The 14,822-nt window shown below is 53.2% G+C and carries 15 protein-coding genes; 4 read left to right on the top strand and 11 right to left on the bottom strand.

Features of this window, described 5'->3' with window-relative positions:
- Positions 1-9: 9 nt before the first annotated feature.
- Together RGB73_RS04825 and RGB73_RS04820 are read right to left on the bottom strand one after the other, a co-directional pair.
- Positions 10-1,533, bottom strand: coding sequence for an FGGY-family carbohydrate kinase (locus RGB73_RS04825; RefSeq protein WP_310769649.1), 1,524 nt, complete (start codon positions 1,531-1,533; stop codon positions 10-12).
- A 52-nt stretch (positions 1,534-1,585) separates the two neighbouring features.
- Complete coding sequence (locus RGB73_RS04820) at positions 1,586-2,335, bottom strand: DeoR/GlpR family DNA-binding transcription regulator (protein ID WP_310769648.1); 750 nt, start codon at positions 2,333-2,335, stop codon at positions 1,586-1,588.
- Between the two features lie 446 nt (positions 2,336-2,781).
- Here RGB73_RS04820 and RGB73_RS04815 point away from each other — a divergent pair, with 446 nt between their 5' ends.
- Positions 2,782-3,276: an HPP family protein gene (locus RGB73_RS04815; RefSeq protein ID WP_310769645.1), complete on the top strand. Its 495-nt coding sequence runs from the start codon at positions 2,782-2,784 to the stop codon at positions 3,274-3,276.
- A 69-nt stretch (positions 3,277-3,345) separates the two neighbouring features.
- Here the strand turns inward: RGB73_RS04815 and RGB73_RS04810 are convergent, their stop codons facing one another.
- From RGB73_RS04810 to RGB73_RS04780, 7 genes are all read right to left on the bottom strand, one after another.
- Positions 3,346-3,753, bottom strand: coding sequence for a DUF2000 domain-containing protein (locus RGB73_RS04810; protein ID WP_310769643.1), 408 nt, complete (start codon positions 3,751-3,753; stop codon positions 3,346-3,348).
- A gap of 15 nt (positions 3,754-3,768) precedes the next feature.
- Complete coding sequence (locus tag RGB73_RS04805; RefSeq protein ID WP_310769641.1) at positions 3,769-4,545, bottom strand: AraC family transcriptional regulator; 777 nt, start codon at positions 4,543-4,545, stop codon at positions 3,769-3,771.
- Positions 4,546-4,569: 24 nt separating this feature from the next.
- The gene (locus tag RGB73_RS04800) at positions 4,570-5,145 is read right to left on the bottom strand and encodes a LysE family translocator (protein WP_310769639.1); all 576 of its coding nucleotides are present in this window, start codon (positions 5,143-5,145) and stop codon (positions 4,570-4,572) included.
- 187 nt (positions 5,146-5,332) lie between these two features.
- Entirely contained in the window at positions 5,333-5,932 is a 600-nt protein-coding gene (locus RGB73_RS04795; protein ID WP_310769637.1) for a response regulator transcription factor, read from the bottom strand.
- Entirely contained in the window at positions 5,929-7,068 is a 1,140-nt protein-coding gene (locus tag RGB73_RS04790; RefSeq protein WP_310769635.1) for a sensor histidine kinase, read from the bottom strand. The genes RGB73_RS04795 and RGB73_RS04790 overlap by 4 nt, the downstream gene beginning before the upstream one ends.
- A gap of 67 nt (positions 7,069-7,135) precedes the next feature.
- Entirely contained in the window at positions 7,136-8,191 is a 1,056-nt protein-coding gene (gene desA / locus RGB73_RS04785) for a Delta(5) desaturase DesA (protein WP_310769633.1), read from the bottom strand.
- A 257-nt stretch (positions 8,192-8,448) separates the two neighbouring features.
- A complete protein-coding gene (locus RGB73_RS04780) occupies positions 8,449-10,167 on the bottom strand; it encodes an amidohydrolase (protein WP_396136199.1) in 1,719 nt (572 codons plus the stop codon).
- 298 nt (positions 10,168-10,465) lie between these two features.
- Here RGB73_RS04780 and RGB73_RS04775 point away from each other — a divergent pair, with 298 nt between their 5' ends.
- The 3 genes from RGB73_RS04775 (at position 10,466) to RGB73_RS04765 (ending at position 12,707) form a co-directional block, all read left to right on the top strand.
- On the top strand, positions 10,466-10,852 hold the full coding sequence (locus tag RGB73_RS04775) for a VOC family protein (protein ID WP_310769629.1): 387 nt from the start codon (positions 10,466-10,468) through the stop codon (positions 10,850-10,852).
- A gap of 242 nt (positions 10,853-11,094) precedes the next feature.
- Entirely contained in the window at positions 11,095-11,241 is a 147-nt protein-coding gene (locus RGB73_RS04770) for a hypothetical protein (protein ID WP_310769627.1), read from the top strand.
- 47 nt (positions 11,242-11,288) lie between these two features.
- Positions 11,289-12,707: an MFS transporter gene (locus tag RGB73_RS04765; RefSeq protein ID WP_310769625.1), complete on the top strand. Its 1,419-nt coding sequence runs from the start codon at positions 11,289-11,291 to the stop codon at positions 12,705-12,707.
- 71 nt (positions 12,708-12,778) lie between these two features.
- On the opposite strand, the gene RGB73_RS04760 is transcribed toward RGB73_RS04765, so the two are convergent.
- Both RGB73_RS04760 and RGB73_RS04755 read right to left on the bottom strand, forming a co-directional pair.
- Positions 12,779-13,435: a carboxymuconolactone decarboxylase family protein gene (locus RGB73_RS04760; protein ID WP_310769623.1), complete on the bottom strand. Its 657-nt coding sequence runs from the start codon at positions 13,433-13,435 to the stop codon at positions 12,779-12,781.
- A 15-nt stretch (positions 13,436-13,450) separates the two neighbouring features.
- Positions 13,451-14,638, bottom strand: coding sequence for a MalY/PatB family protein (locus RGB73_RS04755; protein WP_310769621.1), 1,188 nt, complete (start codon positions 14,636-14,638; stop codon positions 13,451-13,453).
- Between the last annotated feature and the right edge of the window lie 184 nt (positions 14,639-14,822).

The raw sequence follows: 14,822 nt of genomic DNA, 5'->3' as shown, positions 1-14,822 counted from the left end.
CGGTAACGTTCATGCCAACTCGTCCATCAGATCCCGCGTTTGCCGGTAAAGCCGCCGATACAGCTCGTAACGGTGCTCGTATAAAGCCAGATGCTCCTGCCTCGGTACAATCTCCTCCCTGATTTTCACCCAGCGCTCCATGTCCGCAAGATCGCGGTACCAGCCGAGCCCCAAGGCAGCCAAAAAGGCGTTTCCGTAGGCGGCCCCCAGCGTGATTTCCGGGATGGCCTGAGTGACCTGACAAATGTCGCTCACGCTCTGCAGCCAGAGGCGGTTCCTGACGCCTCCACCGACGGCGATGGCCCTGTGGATCGGCATCTGCAAGCTCTTGATCTCATCCAGGTTGTGGCGGATGGAAAGCGAGATGCCTTCCAGAATCGAGCGGTACATGTCCGCTTGCGTGTGCTGCAGGGTCAGCCCGAACAGCACACCTTTTGCCGTCGCGTGATGGATGGGCGTCCGCTCGCCGCTAAAATAAGGCAGGGTGAGCAGTCCGTTTGCGCCGGGAGGGCTCTGTTGTGCCTGCATTGTCGCATGGGTGTACGCTTCGTCTACGGTCATACGACTGTGGCCTGGAACCGAAAGCCATTGATCGATGAACCAGCGGGTGAGCGAACCCGCTGTAGCGGTGCCGCCTGTAACCGTGTGCATTCCCGGGACGGCGTGCAAATTGGCCCACAGCGTCTGGGTGTGGGGCAGACGTGGAGACAGCAGAATGAAAAAGGTAGAGCTCCCGTACATCAGCATCAGATCGCCCGTATGCACCGCGCCGACACTGATTGCCTCCGCGAGGGCATCCGCCGTACCCGCGATCACCTTGGTACCCTGAGCGAGACCCGTCTGCGCCGCCGCTTGTTCCGTCACTTCCCCTGCGATTTCATGGCTCCAGAGAAGACGCGGCAATTTGTCCAGCTCGCACACGCTGCCGCCGAGCTCCCCGCTCCAGCTCAGCCTGTGGATATCGAAGAGCGGAGCGTAAGAGGCGGCTGTATAGCGGTCGATAATCCGCTCCCCCGTCAGCTTGTGGACCAGGTAGCCGGAGCCGCAGAGGAACGTGGCCGTTCGCTCATACACTTGCGGCTCCTCCTGCCGGATCCACAGTATTTTCGGTCCCGCAGACTGGGCTGACAATGCCTGTGCGGACACCTGGAAGATCCGCTCCGCCCCGAGCCGCTCGTTCAGCTCGGCGACCTGCTTTTGGGTACGCGTATCCACCCCGTACAGGATCGCTTTGCGCAGCGGCTGCCCCTGGGCATCTACCGGCACGACCGCAGGGGCGATCGAGCTGACCCCCACGGCTTTGATCTCCTTTGGCCGAATCCCGTACTGGTCAGCCGCCTGCCGCGTAATGGCCTTGCTCAGATACGTAAAATCATGCCACCAGGTCTGCTCCGCGTCATGCTCGGCCCATCCTTTTTGGGGCATTTCCAAGCGGTGCGGCACCGACTCGCTCACAAGCAGCCTTCCTGTCTCGTCTGTCAGCGCTCCTTTGGACTCGTAGGTGCCGATGTCGATTCCGAGGACATAGGCCACGTCCTTCACACTCCTCGCAGTAAGATGATCGCTCCCCAATGACGCCCAGTGATCAGACGTACGTGATTTTCCCGCGAAAATGGGCTTCCGGGTGTGGACCGCCGAAGTCCCCTCCGTTTGTGATCACTTCATCGATTCTCTCCGCTTCGCACACCTTGATAAGCGAAGACTCGCCGAATTTGGTCCGGTCGACCAGAGCGACGACCTCTTTGGAACGTTGGATGAACGCCCTTTTGATCTCCGTCTCTTCGATGCTGTAATCCGTCGGCCCCGCATCCTGGCTGATGCCGGCGATCCCCAGATAGAAGCGGTCGAAATTGAATTTCAGGATCGTCTCCTGGGCGATGCTGCCGACCATCGACATCTCGCTTTTGCGGATCAACCCGCCGATCATGTAGACCTGGAGATTGCTCTTGGCGAGGATCGACGCGACCTGAATGCAGGAGGTAAACACCGTGATACCGGAGCGCTTCGCCAGCTCTCTTGCCAGCTCGGCCGTCGTCGTTCCGACATCCAGCGCGATTACCTCGCCCTCCTGGATCATGCTTGCGGCGTATTTGGCGATCGCTTGCTTGAGCTCGATATTTTTCTTTTGCCGCTGGTTGAACATCGGCTCGAAGCCCAGCTCGGGCAGGGAAGCTCCCCCTCTTTTGCGGACGATCAGCCCTTGCCTTTCCATTGCGGTGAGGTCCCTGCGGACAGTGACCTCGGAAACGTGCAGAGAGGCTGCCAGCTCTTCCACAGTCAGGGGAGATTTTTTACCCAGAAAATTCAGAATTTCCTTTTCGCGTTCGGTTGCCATCCTTATCGATCTCCTCTTGAGTAAAATCATACAAGATTGATCATTTTCGATCAATAATAAATCAAAAATAATCAGAAATTGATCACTTCCAACTCTCAATTCGATCATATGTGATCGTGCAAGCGATTGCAAGACTTGTGGCAGAATAGCCCGGTCGGCGGAGAAGGGCCCCGGTGGGAATGTGCTTCTCGATCAGTAGCCGGATTCACAGCCGATTGCTTTGATTGTTTCCACAAGAAGGAGTGCGGACAAAAACAAATGCACCCGATCCGGGTGCAACGCTTTGCAGAGCGGGGAGTGTGAACGGCGCAAAGAGGCCTTTTTTGTACTCCCCCGGAAACAATATGCTCCAATGTGATCATTGACAGCGCCCATGAAACAAAATAGAATGTACCGGGTGCGCAGAGTACCTGTGAGAGATGGTTAATTGGGGTTGAGTCGTGTACATGAATTTTAAAATCGTTGTTGCTTGTGTGTATATCATGATCATCTATTGGCTTTCTTTGCATGTTTCCTTTCTGGATACATTATTTTTTCCTACATTGGGGGCATTCAGCCTATTTTTCATCTCGCGTTCATTCCCTTTTTCAGAAATTAGCAGAATTACGTTGGGAGCGTTCATCTCATCAGTCATAGGAACCCTTCTGTTTTTTATCTATCCTAGTTCCATCATGATATTTATCAACGTACTACTTACCATTTGGCTGATCAATAAATTCAAGTGGAATGCGCCGCCTATCGTAGGTGTCTCGCTCATTCCATTCTTCTCGCATTCCAGCCATCATTTATACATACCGTTGTCTGTGGCCGCAGGAATGCTTGGTTTAATGCTATTTTTATACGTTGCTGGACGAATCGAACAAAAATGGGCCGATGTTTTTTCTTTTATCGGGGGCAACAAGGCAGCAGCGAAGTCCGAAAAGCTGGATATTGCTGGGTAGTGGACAGATCATATACAAAAAAACAGTCAAACACTTTTACATGGTGTTTGACTGTTTTTTTACATGTATCTACTCATGTAGACGAAGTCCTTTTGTCAGTCTGCTGACATGATTTTTCTTGCCGAACATGCCAATACCAACAAGGTTTAAGTCGTTCGTTTTATACTCCGCAACTTTTGCACGATTGTCCTCATCATGATATGTCTTGAAGATTTCATCGGTATAGATCGTCATCGCAACGTCTTTACGAAGAGCCTTTTGCAGGATCTCTTTCAACTCGTCCCCATTCGCGGAATAAATCATGATTGGTTGCTGTGACATCGGCAAATAAGAGACTCCATCGCCATCAACATAAGGCTCACCGATAATAGGCTGTGTGCCGCCGATTCCACTCATTAAAAATGCCGTAACATTTAGTTTTTGCCATGGGAAAAGGTCCTCTTTGAGGATAACTGCAAGCTTCGTATCAAAATCCATTGTAAAAACACCTCCTCAATTTAAATGGGACATATATTCAAAGGCTGTTGTTCCATATACGCTTTTGAAGTGCTTATTTAAATGGGTTAAATCAACAAAGCCACATTCGGCTACTGCTGAATAAATATCTCTATTCTTTTCTATTAACCGCTTTGCACGTTCTATTTTGCAGTTAAGATAATACTGGTATGGTGAAATTCCAGTATGAGCCTTGAAAAATCTGATAAACTGAAACTTCGACAATTGAATCTCTCTGCATATATCGTCAAGTTTAAGGACATGATCCAAGTTGCTGTGAATCATCTCCTTTGCTTTTCTAAGCAGATCGTTATCTTTCTTATCTCCTGTAGAAAGATTCGTTTGAACAAGGTGATCTGTCAGGGAGAGGAGTAATTCAGTGCACAAAGCCTCATTTTTATCGCTTAATATCGCATCGGCAAGACTTACGATTCTTTGCTCAAGTCGATAATCATATACAATAGGGGTAGTAAAACGAACGATATCCTTTTTCTGGGCAGCTTCTAAAAGCAATTGTGGCTCAATATAGAGCATTACATAATCAAGACCTGTCTCGTCATGTGCCATTCCGTCATGTGCTTGTTCCGGATTAAAAAGCATAACGCCATTTTGATAGGACAATTGTAAACTGCCATCCAAGTTATACTTTTGAATACCACGCAATGTTACACCGACTGCATACTCCTGATGAGAGTGCTTTTTATACGTAAAATCGATAAAGCTTGCTGACAACGCAGTAATCCCTGCCGATTTTTTGTAGATAAATTTCTCCATTTCATTCACCTCTTCATTGCTTGCCTACATCCAGATCATGATGGCAGCATAAACGAGAAATAATGCCATCATTCCATTAACTGTCTTTCTATGATTTTGTAAAAACTCCCTGAAGATAGTGCCGAAAAGGACCCATGTAATAAATGCCAAAAATCCAATCAGAGTGATCGCGATAACACTTATGGTAACCACAGGCATCGCGGCATCGCGGGGCATAATAAAGCTAGGAATGACAGTCATTGTAAATAGTACTACCTTTGGATTTAAAAACTGCATAAGGAAGCCTGACAGAAAAGTAGCTGATTGGTTTACGATTGGCTTTGAGGCATCCATATTGTAAATTTGATAAGCGAGATAGAACATATAAAGACTTCCGATTATCTGCATAACAAATATCACTTTAGGAATGATCGTGATTAGCATCGTATTCAGCATAGCAGAAATAACAAGCAACAAACCAAAAGCAATCGTTGCTCCGTACGTATACTCCATTGCCTTTTTTGTCCCCGAATGATGCACGGTGGATAAAATAACGATATTAGTGGGGCCTGGTGTAAAAGTAACAACAATACAGTAAAGTAAAAAAGATGTAATATTCATGAAGAAAACTCCTTTCGATGTCTTCTCCCATAAATTACACCTCAACATAAATGGTATATAGTACATTATTGCAGCTGCAACGAAGCGAATCTGACGGGTGGCGGAAGGAAACCGGTCCCAGGAACCTCCGTTATTTCTGCAATACATTATCCCTAACTACTCCTCTGCTAAAAACGAAAGAAAATGGTCATTTAAACCATCCCTTTTCCTTGAAATGCGTGATCGCCTCAATGCGGTTGCTGACTCCCAGCTTGTCGAGAATCACGGAGATGTAGTTGCGGACGGTACCCGTGGTAAGAAAGAGCTGGCTGGCAATTTCCTTGGTATTTTTTCCGTCGGCGATCAGCTCCAGCACTTCCTTTTCCCGCTCAGTCAACGGATTTTCCTGTCCATACGCCTCGTCCACCAGCTCAGGAGCGTAGATGCGGCGCCCTGCCATGACGCTGCGGATCGAGCTGGCGAGCTCCTCGCTCGGACTGTCCTTGAGCAGGTATGCGTTGGCTCCGGCCTTTAGCGCGCGTTCGAAGTAGCCGGGGCGGGCAAACGTCGTGAGGATCATCACTTTGCAGCCGCTTCCCTTTAGTTCTTCGGCGGCTTCGAGACCGCTTTTGACCGGCATCTCGATGTCCATGATGCAAATGTCCGGCTGGTGCTGATGCACGAGTTTGACAGCATCCTCCCCGTTGCTCGCCCGTCCGACGACCTTCATATCCTCTTCCAAATCGAGCAGGGAAGCCAAAGCCCCCAGCAGCATGCGCTGGTCCTCGGCGATGACGATGCGAATCATAGCCCCGCCTCCTTTTCTGTTTGTTTGAAGACATTTGGCACTTTGATGATGACAGTCGTTCCGCTCTGGCCTGATTCGATGTCCATGCTGCCGTTTACGAATTCGAGCCGTTCTTTCATGCCCCGCAGTCCGTTGCCTCGGATGTACGCGCATTCCGCAGCCATGCCGATCCCGTCGTCTCTGACCTTCAGCACCAGATCGGTGCGCGCCGGCTCGATGACGACAGAGCACGTCTTCGCGCTGCTGTGCTTCACGACATTCGTGACGGCTTCCTTCAGGCACATGCTGAGGACGTTTTCCGCCATCAGCGAAGTGTCTTGCAGAACCGGATCTCCCTCGAGAACGAAGTCGATCTCCGCCGCTTTCGTGATCTGCCGGATTCGCAGCAGCTCATCCTCCAGCCGTGTGCCGCGCATCTGCGTGACCATTTCCCGCACTTCCTTGAGAGCAATCCGGGCGGTCTGGCGAATTTCCTCCAGCTCCTGCTTGGCCCGGATGGGATCTTTGCTGATCAGCTTGGACGACAGGTCGCTTTTGAGCCCGATGAGCGACAGCTTTTGCCCGAGCGTATCGTGCAAATCGCGGGCGATGCGCTGCCGCTCCTCCAGCTTCACCAGCTCGGAAATCCGTTTGTTGGCATCCTCGAGCTGACCCTGCAGCTTTTCCCGCTTGTTCCAGTTGTACGTCGTGACAGGCAGGAGAATGACAGCGATGAGACTGACGAGCACAAACGGCAGCTGGCCCACAACCTCGGGATTTCTTGTGATCAGGCCGACATTGACTGTCACCACCGTGCTGATCAGATGAATCGTGTACAAGGTAAAGAATCCGATCTTGTTTTGGATGTGCCCAATAAAAAACGCCAGAAACAGCGAGAAGTACACGTAGCCGAACAAGAGGGTCATGGTGATCGAGATCACGATCTGCAAGCCGGTCCAAAAGTAGACAAGCCAGCCTTTGGAGAGAAAGGCAAGCACGTAACAGACGAAAAACATCAAGATCATGACGATCCCGATCGCCACCTCCATGGTGGAGGAGGACCGGAAGATGAAGTAAAACGGAAGAATGTAAAAGACCACCCAGACGTACGGGCTGAGTCCTGTGTTTTTATGGAGAATTTGATACCACTTTTGCATGGGAGCCCACCTTTTTAAAAACGCCGCTTACGCTAAGTGTAGCGGAAGCGGCGGGGGAATGGCAGGGTTATTTTCCTTCCAAGCTCGTTCTTGTCAGCGGCAGAGACTCGTTCAGTGCTTCCGCTACTGAGGCGGGGCGGCGAATCTCTTGAAATCCGACGAATCTTTTGTTCGCTTCGTCCCACAGGCGGAAGCGCAGCGATCTCAGGCTGGTCGCCAGCGTGATCGTCGTCGCCTTTTGAAGCGGCTTCGCCGTGTTGTGGGCCTCCTCCAGATAGTAGTTGGGGACTTTCGGACTCAAGTGATGCACGTGATGAAAGCCGATGTTTCCCGTGATCCACTGCAGCACTTTCGGCAGCTGGTAGTAGGAGCTGCCTTCGACTGCCGCTTTCACGTAGCTCCACTCGGATTCCTCTTCAAAGTAGGAGTCTTCAAACGTGTGCTGGACGTAAAACAGCCAGACGCCGAGCAGACCGGATACGAAAAAGATCGGTCCTTGCACCAGCAAAAACGCTTGCCAGCCAACCGCTTCGATCAGGAGCGCATACAGGCCGACGATCAGGACATTCGTCAAATAGGTGTTCAGACGTTCCTTGCGTTTCGCTCCTTTGCGGTTGAACCGGTACTGCAGGACAAACACGTACGTAGGGCCCAAGATGAACAGGGAGAGCGGATGGCGGTAGATCCGGTACGCGATGCGCTGCCACAGCGGCGCTTCCAGATATTCCTGGACGGTCATCATCCAGATGTCGCCCACTCCGCGCTTGTCGAGGTTGCTGCTCGTGGCGTGATGGATCGCATGGCTGTTTTTCCACTGTTCATACGGGCACAAGGTCAGGACGCCGGTGATGTTGCCGAGGATGTCATTGGCCAGCCGGCTGTTGAAAAACGACTGATGGCAGCAGTCGTGAAACAGGATAAAGGTGCGAACGGTAAATCCCGCAGCGACAATCGTCAAGGGAAGGGTGAGCCAGTATGAGACGGACAGACACAAATAGGCGGCATACCACAGCAGCAGGAGCGGGCCAAGCGTATTGATCAGCTGGCGGATACTCGCTTTCGTATCCGTTTTTTCAAAAGGAGCGACCTCTTTTTTCAGTTGGGCTATGGTGTGTCGGGACATCAATATTCCTCCTCGTTCGGACGCGTACGTTGGGACGATCTATCAATTATTGTCGAACGTTGTTTCATTTCACTTATAGTGTAGAAAATACTGACTATTTCATGTAGTCATAAACGTCAGGAGGAGGATATGACAAATGTCATACGTGAAAGCAGTTTCTCCCATACAATCCCATAACAAGGTCGATCCGGGAACAAAAAAAGGGCTCCAAAAAGCCGCTTGTCCGGCTTTTGGAGCACCCATGCTATCCGCGTTCCTTATTTTTTGGTTTCCTTCTGGGAATGGTAGACTTCTTTTCCTTCCACCATCGTGAGGAGCACCTTCACATCTTTGATTTTCGCCGCAGGGATCGCGAACAGGTTTTGTTCCAGCACGACCAAGTCCGCTTTTTTTCCTGGCTCTAGCGATCCCGTGATGTCCTCTACGTGGTTGGCGTACGCTCCGTCAATGGTGAAGCTGGCGATCATGTCCGGCAGCGTCGCCCGTTCATCCGGATTTGCGATTTTCCCCGGGTCGGTCTCGCCTTCCGCAATCCGCGTGATCCCTTGCTGAATCCCGTGCAGCGGATTGAACTCCGGCGTCACGATGTAATCGCTGGAGGAGGCGATGTGAATTCCTTTGTTCAAAAAGCTCTTCATCGGGTACTCTTTCTTGGCCCGTTCCTCACCCAGATACGGCACCTCGATTTCGTCGTAGTAACCGTCCTCCTGCATGAACCAGAACGGCTGGACGATGCCGACCGCTCCGAGTTTTTGGAAGCGCTCGATGTCCTGCGGATTGACGAGCTGCAAATGGACGAGCGAGTGGCGGGCGTCGTGCGCACCGTTTTGCTTTTGTGCGTATTCCATGCCGTCCAGCGCGATGCGGGTGGAAGCGTCCCCGATGGAATGGACGTGCAGCTGGAAGCCGGCTTTGTCAGCCGCAGCCGCCGTCTTGTTGTAGTTGTCCACGTCCCAGATCAATTCCCCGTTTGTTTCCTTGTGCTCATACGGCTTTTCCAGATAGGCGGTCGCTCCCTCGACCACGCCGTCCATGAAAATTTTCACGGCGTTTACCTGGAACAGCGGGTACTGATCCCGCTCCCTGATTTTCACGAACTCGGCGATCTGCTCCGGTCCTTTGTCCGGATTGGCCGTCACGGCGTTGCGGAAGCGGATGGTGAGCTTGTTTTCCTTGGCCAGCTCTTCGTACGCCTCCAGCACGTTCGGATAGCGCAGCATGTCCGGATCGCGCACCGTCGTGACGCCGCGTTCCACCGCCCTGCGCTGGTACTCTTCGATTCCGGATTTGTACTGCTGAACCGTATAGCCCCCGATTTTTTTCAGGACGAGGTCCATCGCCTTTTCCCGCAGCGTCCCGGACGGCTCGCCCGTTTTCGGATCGCGCTCGATGATGCCGCCCTCCGGATTCGGGGTTTCTTTGGTGATCCCAGCCAGCGCGAGGGCTGCCGAGTTCACCCAAAGGGAGTGCCCGTCATCGGACGTCAAGGCAATCGGCGTCTTCGCGTCGATCTCATCGAGCACTTCCTTGCGCGGCCCGATCCCCGGCGCTACCGGATTGCTCCAGCCCCGCCCTTGCAGCGATGGCTCCTGCGGATGGGCTTTGACAAATTCCTTGATGATTGCGACGTACTCCTCCATGGAACCGCCGTCGAACAAGTCGATCGAGTAGATCAGCCCGGTCGTCTTGCTCGCATGGGTGTGGCTGTCGATGAAGCCCGGGAGCACCATCTTGCCCTGCAAGTCGGTGACCTTGGTATTCTTTCCGACGTACTTTCTCGCATCCTCGTCGCTGCCGACGTAGACGATCTTGTCGCCGCGAATCGCTACAGCCTCGGCGAAGTTGCGGTTGCGGTCCACCGTGTAGACGATGCCATTCGTCAAGACCTGGTCCGCCGGTTGTACGGCTTCCGCGCCTCCGGTCCCATCCGCGGGAGCCTGGGCGGTTTGCGCAGGCCCTTGGGCCAATGCTGCCATCGGGCTGACCAACGCCGTGGCGAGCAGCACGCCCGTCCATTTTTTGAACAAAGTAATCCCCACCTATCTATCTCTCTTCTGTTTGCCGGCTGGATTCCCCCTGACGATTGCAGAAAAAAACAAGCCAAAGCTGATTGTAGCACCGCAACTCTGAAAATTCCACGAGTTTCCTCGTTTCGGTCATTTTCTCGTTCTTTGAGTTAATCCATACTTGACAACTCGGATTTCACCTTTTTAAATGAAAGAAGACAAGCCCTTTCCCGGGCACTCACTATTCCAAGAGATGGAGCGGATTCCTATGGCAAAAAAGCGCATTGACCACGTCGGCATGGTCGTCAAAGATTTTGAGCGGGCGATCGAGTTCTACCAAACAGTCGTCGGCTTCACCCTGAAAGGCAAGATCACGCATACCAACGGAACCTTCCAGCTGGCGTTCCTCGGCTTCGGAGACTCGGACGAGACCGAGCTGGAAATCATTCACGGCTACAACGACGAGCTTCCTTCCGAAGGGAAAGTCCATCACTTCGCCGTGAACGTGGACAACCTCGAAGAAGAGTACGAGCGCGTAAGCAAGCTCGGCGCCCGCTTCGTCGATCCGGAAATCGTCACCTTGCCGAATGGCTATCGCTACTTCTTCATCTACGGACCCGAAGGCGAGTGGGTCGAGTTTTTCCACAGACCTTAAGGCAGGCGGAATCATTGTGGGATGCAGCGGATTGCGCTTCGATTCCACCTTGCCTATAATAAGGGAATATCCATGCGAGAGAGGGGGCAGAAACGATGAAAAAATCCGGTGACTGGACTGCAACGGGATACGTCTGCCCATTTTCAGGCAACCGAGTCAATCCGCATACCCGTACAACGACCGGAAATGTTCTGCCTCTTTCTATGAAACTATGCAACGGCTAGTCACGTTGCACATTTTTCATGCAACCGGCAAAAGCAGGCGTCGATCCGTTCGACGCCTTTTTCTATGCCATCGAAAGTGTTGCTGGCAACCATTTGAACAGCTCTTCCTTTCGCAGTGGCGCCAAACTGGAATGGGGTGAGGAGTTTCGTGAAGAAAGCAATTGATGTCGCCTCCTAAAAATAGACACACATCATTTTTAGGAGGCAAACGTATGAGACCGAATCATAGACCCGTACCTTCCGCCTTGCCGCACCCCACAGTGCTCTTGGTGATGATCTTCTCTCTCGCGGTCCTTGTAGCTGCTGTCACCGTCGATATGGTGAATCCCGTTCTCCACCTGATCGGCGAACAATGGGGAGCCACCAAAGCGCAAGTAAGCTGGGTGGTAAGCGGAGTAGCGCTTGTTTTGGCGATTGGCGTTCCTCTGTATGGACGCATGTCGGATTTCTTTGAATTGAAAAAGCTGTTTGCTTTCGCAGTCTCCATCCTGTCTGTCGGAAGCCTGATATGTGCTCTGGCCCCCAATCTTCTTAGCCTGGTTGTGGGACGGATGATTCAAGGTGCCGGGATGTCGGCCATACCCGTTCTTTCGGTCGTCGCCATTTCAAAGGTATTTCCGCCGGGAAAACGGGGCGGGGCTCTTGGTATCATCGCCGGATGCATAGGAGTCGGAACAGCGGGAGGTCCGATATTTGGCGGAGTGGTTGGACAGTTGTTCGGCTGGCCGTATCTGTTTTGGATTACCTTTATACTGTCGATGGTCGTTGCCGTTTGCGCGCTCAGCCTGCTGCCGACATTCCTTCCTGTGCGGGAGACCAAAAAGCCGCGACAATTTGATCTCATCGGGGGAGCGCTGTTCGGCCTTGCAGCAGGGCTGCTACTGTTGGGGGTGACACAAGGAGAGTCGGTCGGCTTTGCCTCCTTCCCTTCGCTCGGCAGTCTTGCCGGCTCCCTGCTCTCTTTGAGCGGATTCATCTGGCGCATCGTCACTGCCGAGAATCCCTTTGTTCCTCCCGTTATGTTTCAAAACAGGCATTACGTGAGCTCCTTGATCGTGGCCGTTTTTTCGATGTTCGCGTATTTTTCCGTGCTTGTTTTCGTGCCTTTGCTCGTCGTGGAAGTAAACGGACTTTCACCCGTGCAGGCCGGGATCGTTTTATTGCCGGGCGGCGCGGCCGTAGCGCTCCTATCCCCGTTTGTTGGCCGCATTTCCGATCGATTGGGGACGAAACGGCTGATTCTAGCAGGAGTGGCCGTGATGGGAGCTTCGACGCTATACTTGTCGACCTTCGCCTCAGGAGCTTCTCCCGTATGGGTTTCTGTGGGCGTATGGGGGGCGGGGATCGCCTTTGCGCTGACGAATTCCCCTGTCAACAACGCGGCGGTTAGTGCGCTCGCAAAAGACCAAGTCGGTATCAGGATGGGCATATTCCAGGGGGCGCTGTACCTGGGAGCCGGTGTGGGGGCAGGAATGATCGGGGCGCTGTTATCCGCTCGCCGGGAAGCTTCCCGTCCTTTGAATCCCCTGTACATGCTGGATGCCGTTTCCTATTCGGATGCCTTTCTGGCGGCGGCCTTCGCCGTCGTGATTGCCTTCGCAGCGGCATTCTGGCTGAGGAAAGACCGCTAGCGTACAGGCTTAACAGCAAACAAGCCTTCGGGATGCTTCCCAAAGGCTTGTTCCGTATCTCCTTCGCGGGTCTATTCGTCGTACGCGTTCAGGGCATTGACGCTGTGGGCGATGGCCGAGCCTGCCTTCAGCGCGGTAGCGACCATGATCGCCTCAACGAGCTCCTCGCGAGTCACGCCCAGCTTTTTCGCCGCCTTCGTATGGCTGTCGATGCAATACGGACAACCCGTGACATGCGCCACCGCGACCGCGATACACTCCTTCTCCTTCTGGCTGAGCAGCCCCGGCTGCATCGCTTGCTGGCTGAATGCCGAGTAGGTCCGGAACATCTCGGCGTTTTCCCTGCGATACGCCACGTACTCGCTCATGGCTGACTTCGTGTACAAATCATCGCCGCCTGTTTCGTCGTAGGCTTGCAGCGCATTCGCTCCATGCGCCATCGCCGAACCCGCCTTCAGTGCGGTGGCGACCATCACCGCTTCCATCATCTCTTCCTTGGAAACCTCCCACTTCTTGCCTGCCTTGACGTGGGCTTCGATGCAGTACGGACAACCGGTGACATGCGCGACCGCCACCGCGATCAATTCCTTCAGCTTCCCGGACAGCGATCCTTCCGCCATCGCCTGCTGGTTAAACGCCATAAACGCCCGGAAGGCTTCCGGAGCCAGCTTTCCCAGCTCTCTCAATCTTGCACCGTACGACCTTTTGTACAGATTGTCATCGCTCATGCGAACTCCTCCTTTTTAATTGGCCACGCTTTGCAGGCTGTTTACGGCTTGCTCGATCCGCTTCAGACCTTCTTCCAAAATGGAGCGCGGACAGGCGATGTTCAAGCGGATGAACTGCTCTCCCCCCTGCCCGAATGTATAGCCCTGATTCACCGCCACCTTTGCCTGGGTCAATAGAAAGCGCTGCAGGCTTTTCTCATCCATGCCCAGCTCCCGGCAATCCAGCCAGACGAGGTAGGTAGCCTCCGGCTGCACTACCTTGATCTTGGGAATGCGGCTCTCGATGAACGAAGTGAGAAACGCCAGATTCCCCTGGAGGTATTCCAGCAGCTGGTCCAGCCACTCGTCGCCGTACCGGTAGGCGCTTTCCGTTGCCACTACGCCAAAGGTGTTCGTCAGCCGCAGGGAGAGGATGTTTAAGGTATGCTGGAAAGCGTTTCGCCACTCTTCGTTTGCGATGATGATGTTGGACGTCTGCAGGCCAGCCATGTTGAAGGTCTTGCTGGGAGCCGTACAGACGATGCTGTGCTGGGCGAACTCCTCCGAAATGGAGGCAAACGGGATGTGGGTGTGCCCTTTCAGCACGAGGTCCCCGTGGATTTCGTCGGAAATGACCATGACGTTGTTCTCCATGCAAATGTTCCCCAGCTCGGTCAGCTCTTCCCGCGTCCAGACTCTGCCTCCCGGATTGTGTGGATTGCACAGGATGAACAGCTTGACGTCCGGGTCCATTTTGCTTCGCATGTCATCGAAATCCATCGTGAGGCGCCCATCCTCGTATTTCAGCGGATTTTCCACGACTTCCCGTCCATTGGCGGTGACGACGCCCGAGAACGGAGGGTAGACGGGCGGCTGGATCATGACTTTCTCCCCCGGCTTGGTAAAGGATTGCACGAGGTAGCTCAAGGCCGGAACGACGCCGGGACAGTAACAAATCCACTCCTTTTGGATCTGCCATCCATGCCGTCTCTGCATCCAGCCGATGACTGCCTCGTAATAGGATTCGGGACGCTCGGTATACCCGAAAATGCCGTGGTCGACTCGCGCCCTCATCGCTTCCAGGACAGGCGCAGGCAGCTGAAAATCCATATCAGCCACCCACAGCGGGAGCAGGTCCTTTTGGCCGAACAGCTTCTCCTGCTCGTCCCATTTCACAGAAGCTGTATGGAAACGATCGATCACTTTGTCAAAATTGTACTGCATGCCGCCTCCTCCTTCTTTCTCTACCAATTTCCTTGCTGCCAACTGTAGAGCCAAGCCGCCTGCTTCCGATGCAGCCGCAGCTCCTCGCCCCAACGCATTTGCCAAACATGATGCCCAGAAAAGCTTCATGAATGCAGGTGGGCGTGCCCTCTTCCCATCCGCCTGTTTTAAGAATGTATTCACA

This window comes from Brevibacillus brevis (assembly GCF_031583145.1).
Lineage (GTDB): Bacteria > Bacillota > Bacilli > Brevibacillales > Brevibacillaceae > Brevibacillus > Brevibacillus brevis_E.
Note: the sequence above shows the minus strand (reverse complement) of the source record. Positions and strands in the feature narration are given on the sequence as shown.

Excerpts from the sequence above, each read along its gene's own strand:
- RGB73_RS04765 (WP_310769625.1), top strand. The coding sequence starts at position 11,289 with ATGAGACCGAATCATAGACCCGTACCTTCCGCCTTGCCGCACCCCACA.
- RGB73_RS04780 (WP_396136199.1), bottom strand. The coding sequence starts at position 10,167 with ATGGCAGCATTGGCCCAAGGGCCTGCGCAAACCGCCCAGGCTCCCGCG.
- RGB73_RS04805 (WP_310769641.1), bottom strand. The coding sequence starts at position 4,545 with ATGGAGAAATTTATCTACAAAAAATCGGCAGGGATTACTGCGTTGTCA.
- RGB73_RS04775 (WP_310769629.1), top strand. The coding sequence starts at position 10,466 with ATGGCAAAAAAGCGCATTGACCACGTCGGCATGGTCGTCAAAGATTTT.
- RGB73_RS04760 (WP_310769623.1), bottom strand. The coding sequence starts at position 13,435 with ATGAGCGATGACAATCTGTACAAAAGGTCGTACGGTGCAAGATTGAGA.
- desA (WP_310769633.1), bottom strand. The coding sequence starts at position 8,191 with ATGTCCCGACACACCATAGCCCAACTGAAAAAAGAGGTCGCTCCTTTT.
- RGB73_RS04820 (WP_310769648.1), bottom strand. The coding sequence starts at position 2,335 with ATGGCAACCGAACGCGAAAAGGAAATTCTGAATTTTCTGGGTAAAAAA.
- RGB73_RS04815 (WP_310769645.1), top strand. The coding sequence starts at position 2,782 with ATGAATTTTAAAATCGTTGTTGCTTGTGTGTATATCATGATCATCTAT.
- RGB73_RS04795 (WP_310769637.1), bottom strand. The coding sequence starts at position 5,932 with ATGATTCGCATCGTCATCGCCGAGGACCAGCGCATGCTGCTGGGGGCT.
- RGB73_RS04755 (WP_310769621.1), bottom strand. The coding sequence starts at position 14,638 with ATGCAGTACAATTTTGACAAAGTGATCGATCGTTTCCATACAGCTTCT.
- RGB73_RS04790 (WP_310769635.1), bottom strand. The coding sequence starts at position 7,068 with ATGCAAAAGTGGTATCAAATTCTCCATAAAAACACAGGACTCAGCCCG.
- RGB73_RS04800 (WP_310769639.1), bottom strand. The coding sequence starts at position 5,145 with ATGAATATTACATCTTTTTTACTTTACTGTATTGTTGTTACTTTTACA.
- RGB73_RS04770 (WP_310769627.1), top strand. The coding sequence starts at position 11,095 with ATGCAACCGGCAAAAGCAGGCGTCGATCCGTTCGACGCCTTTTTCTAT.
- RGB73_RS04810 (WP_310769643.1), bottom strand. The coding sequence starts at position 3,753 with ATGGATTTTGATACGAAGCTTGCAGTTATCCTCAAAGAGGACCTTTTC.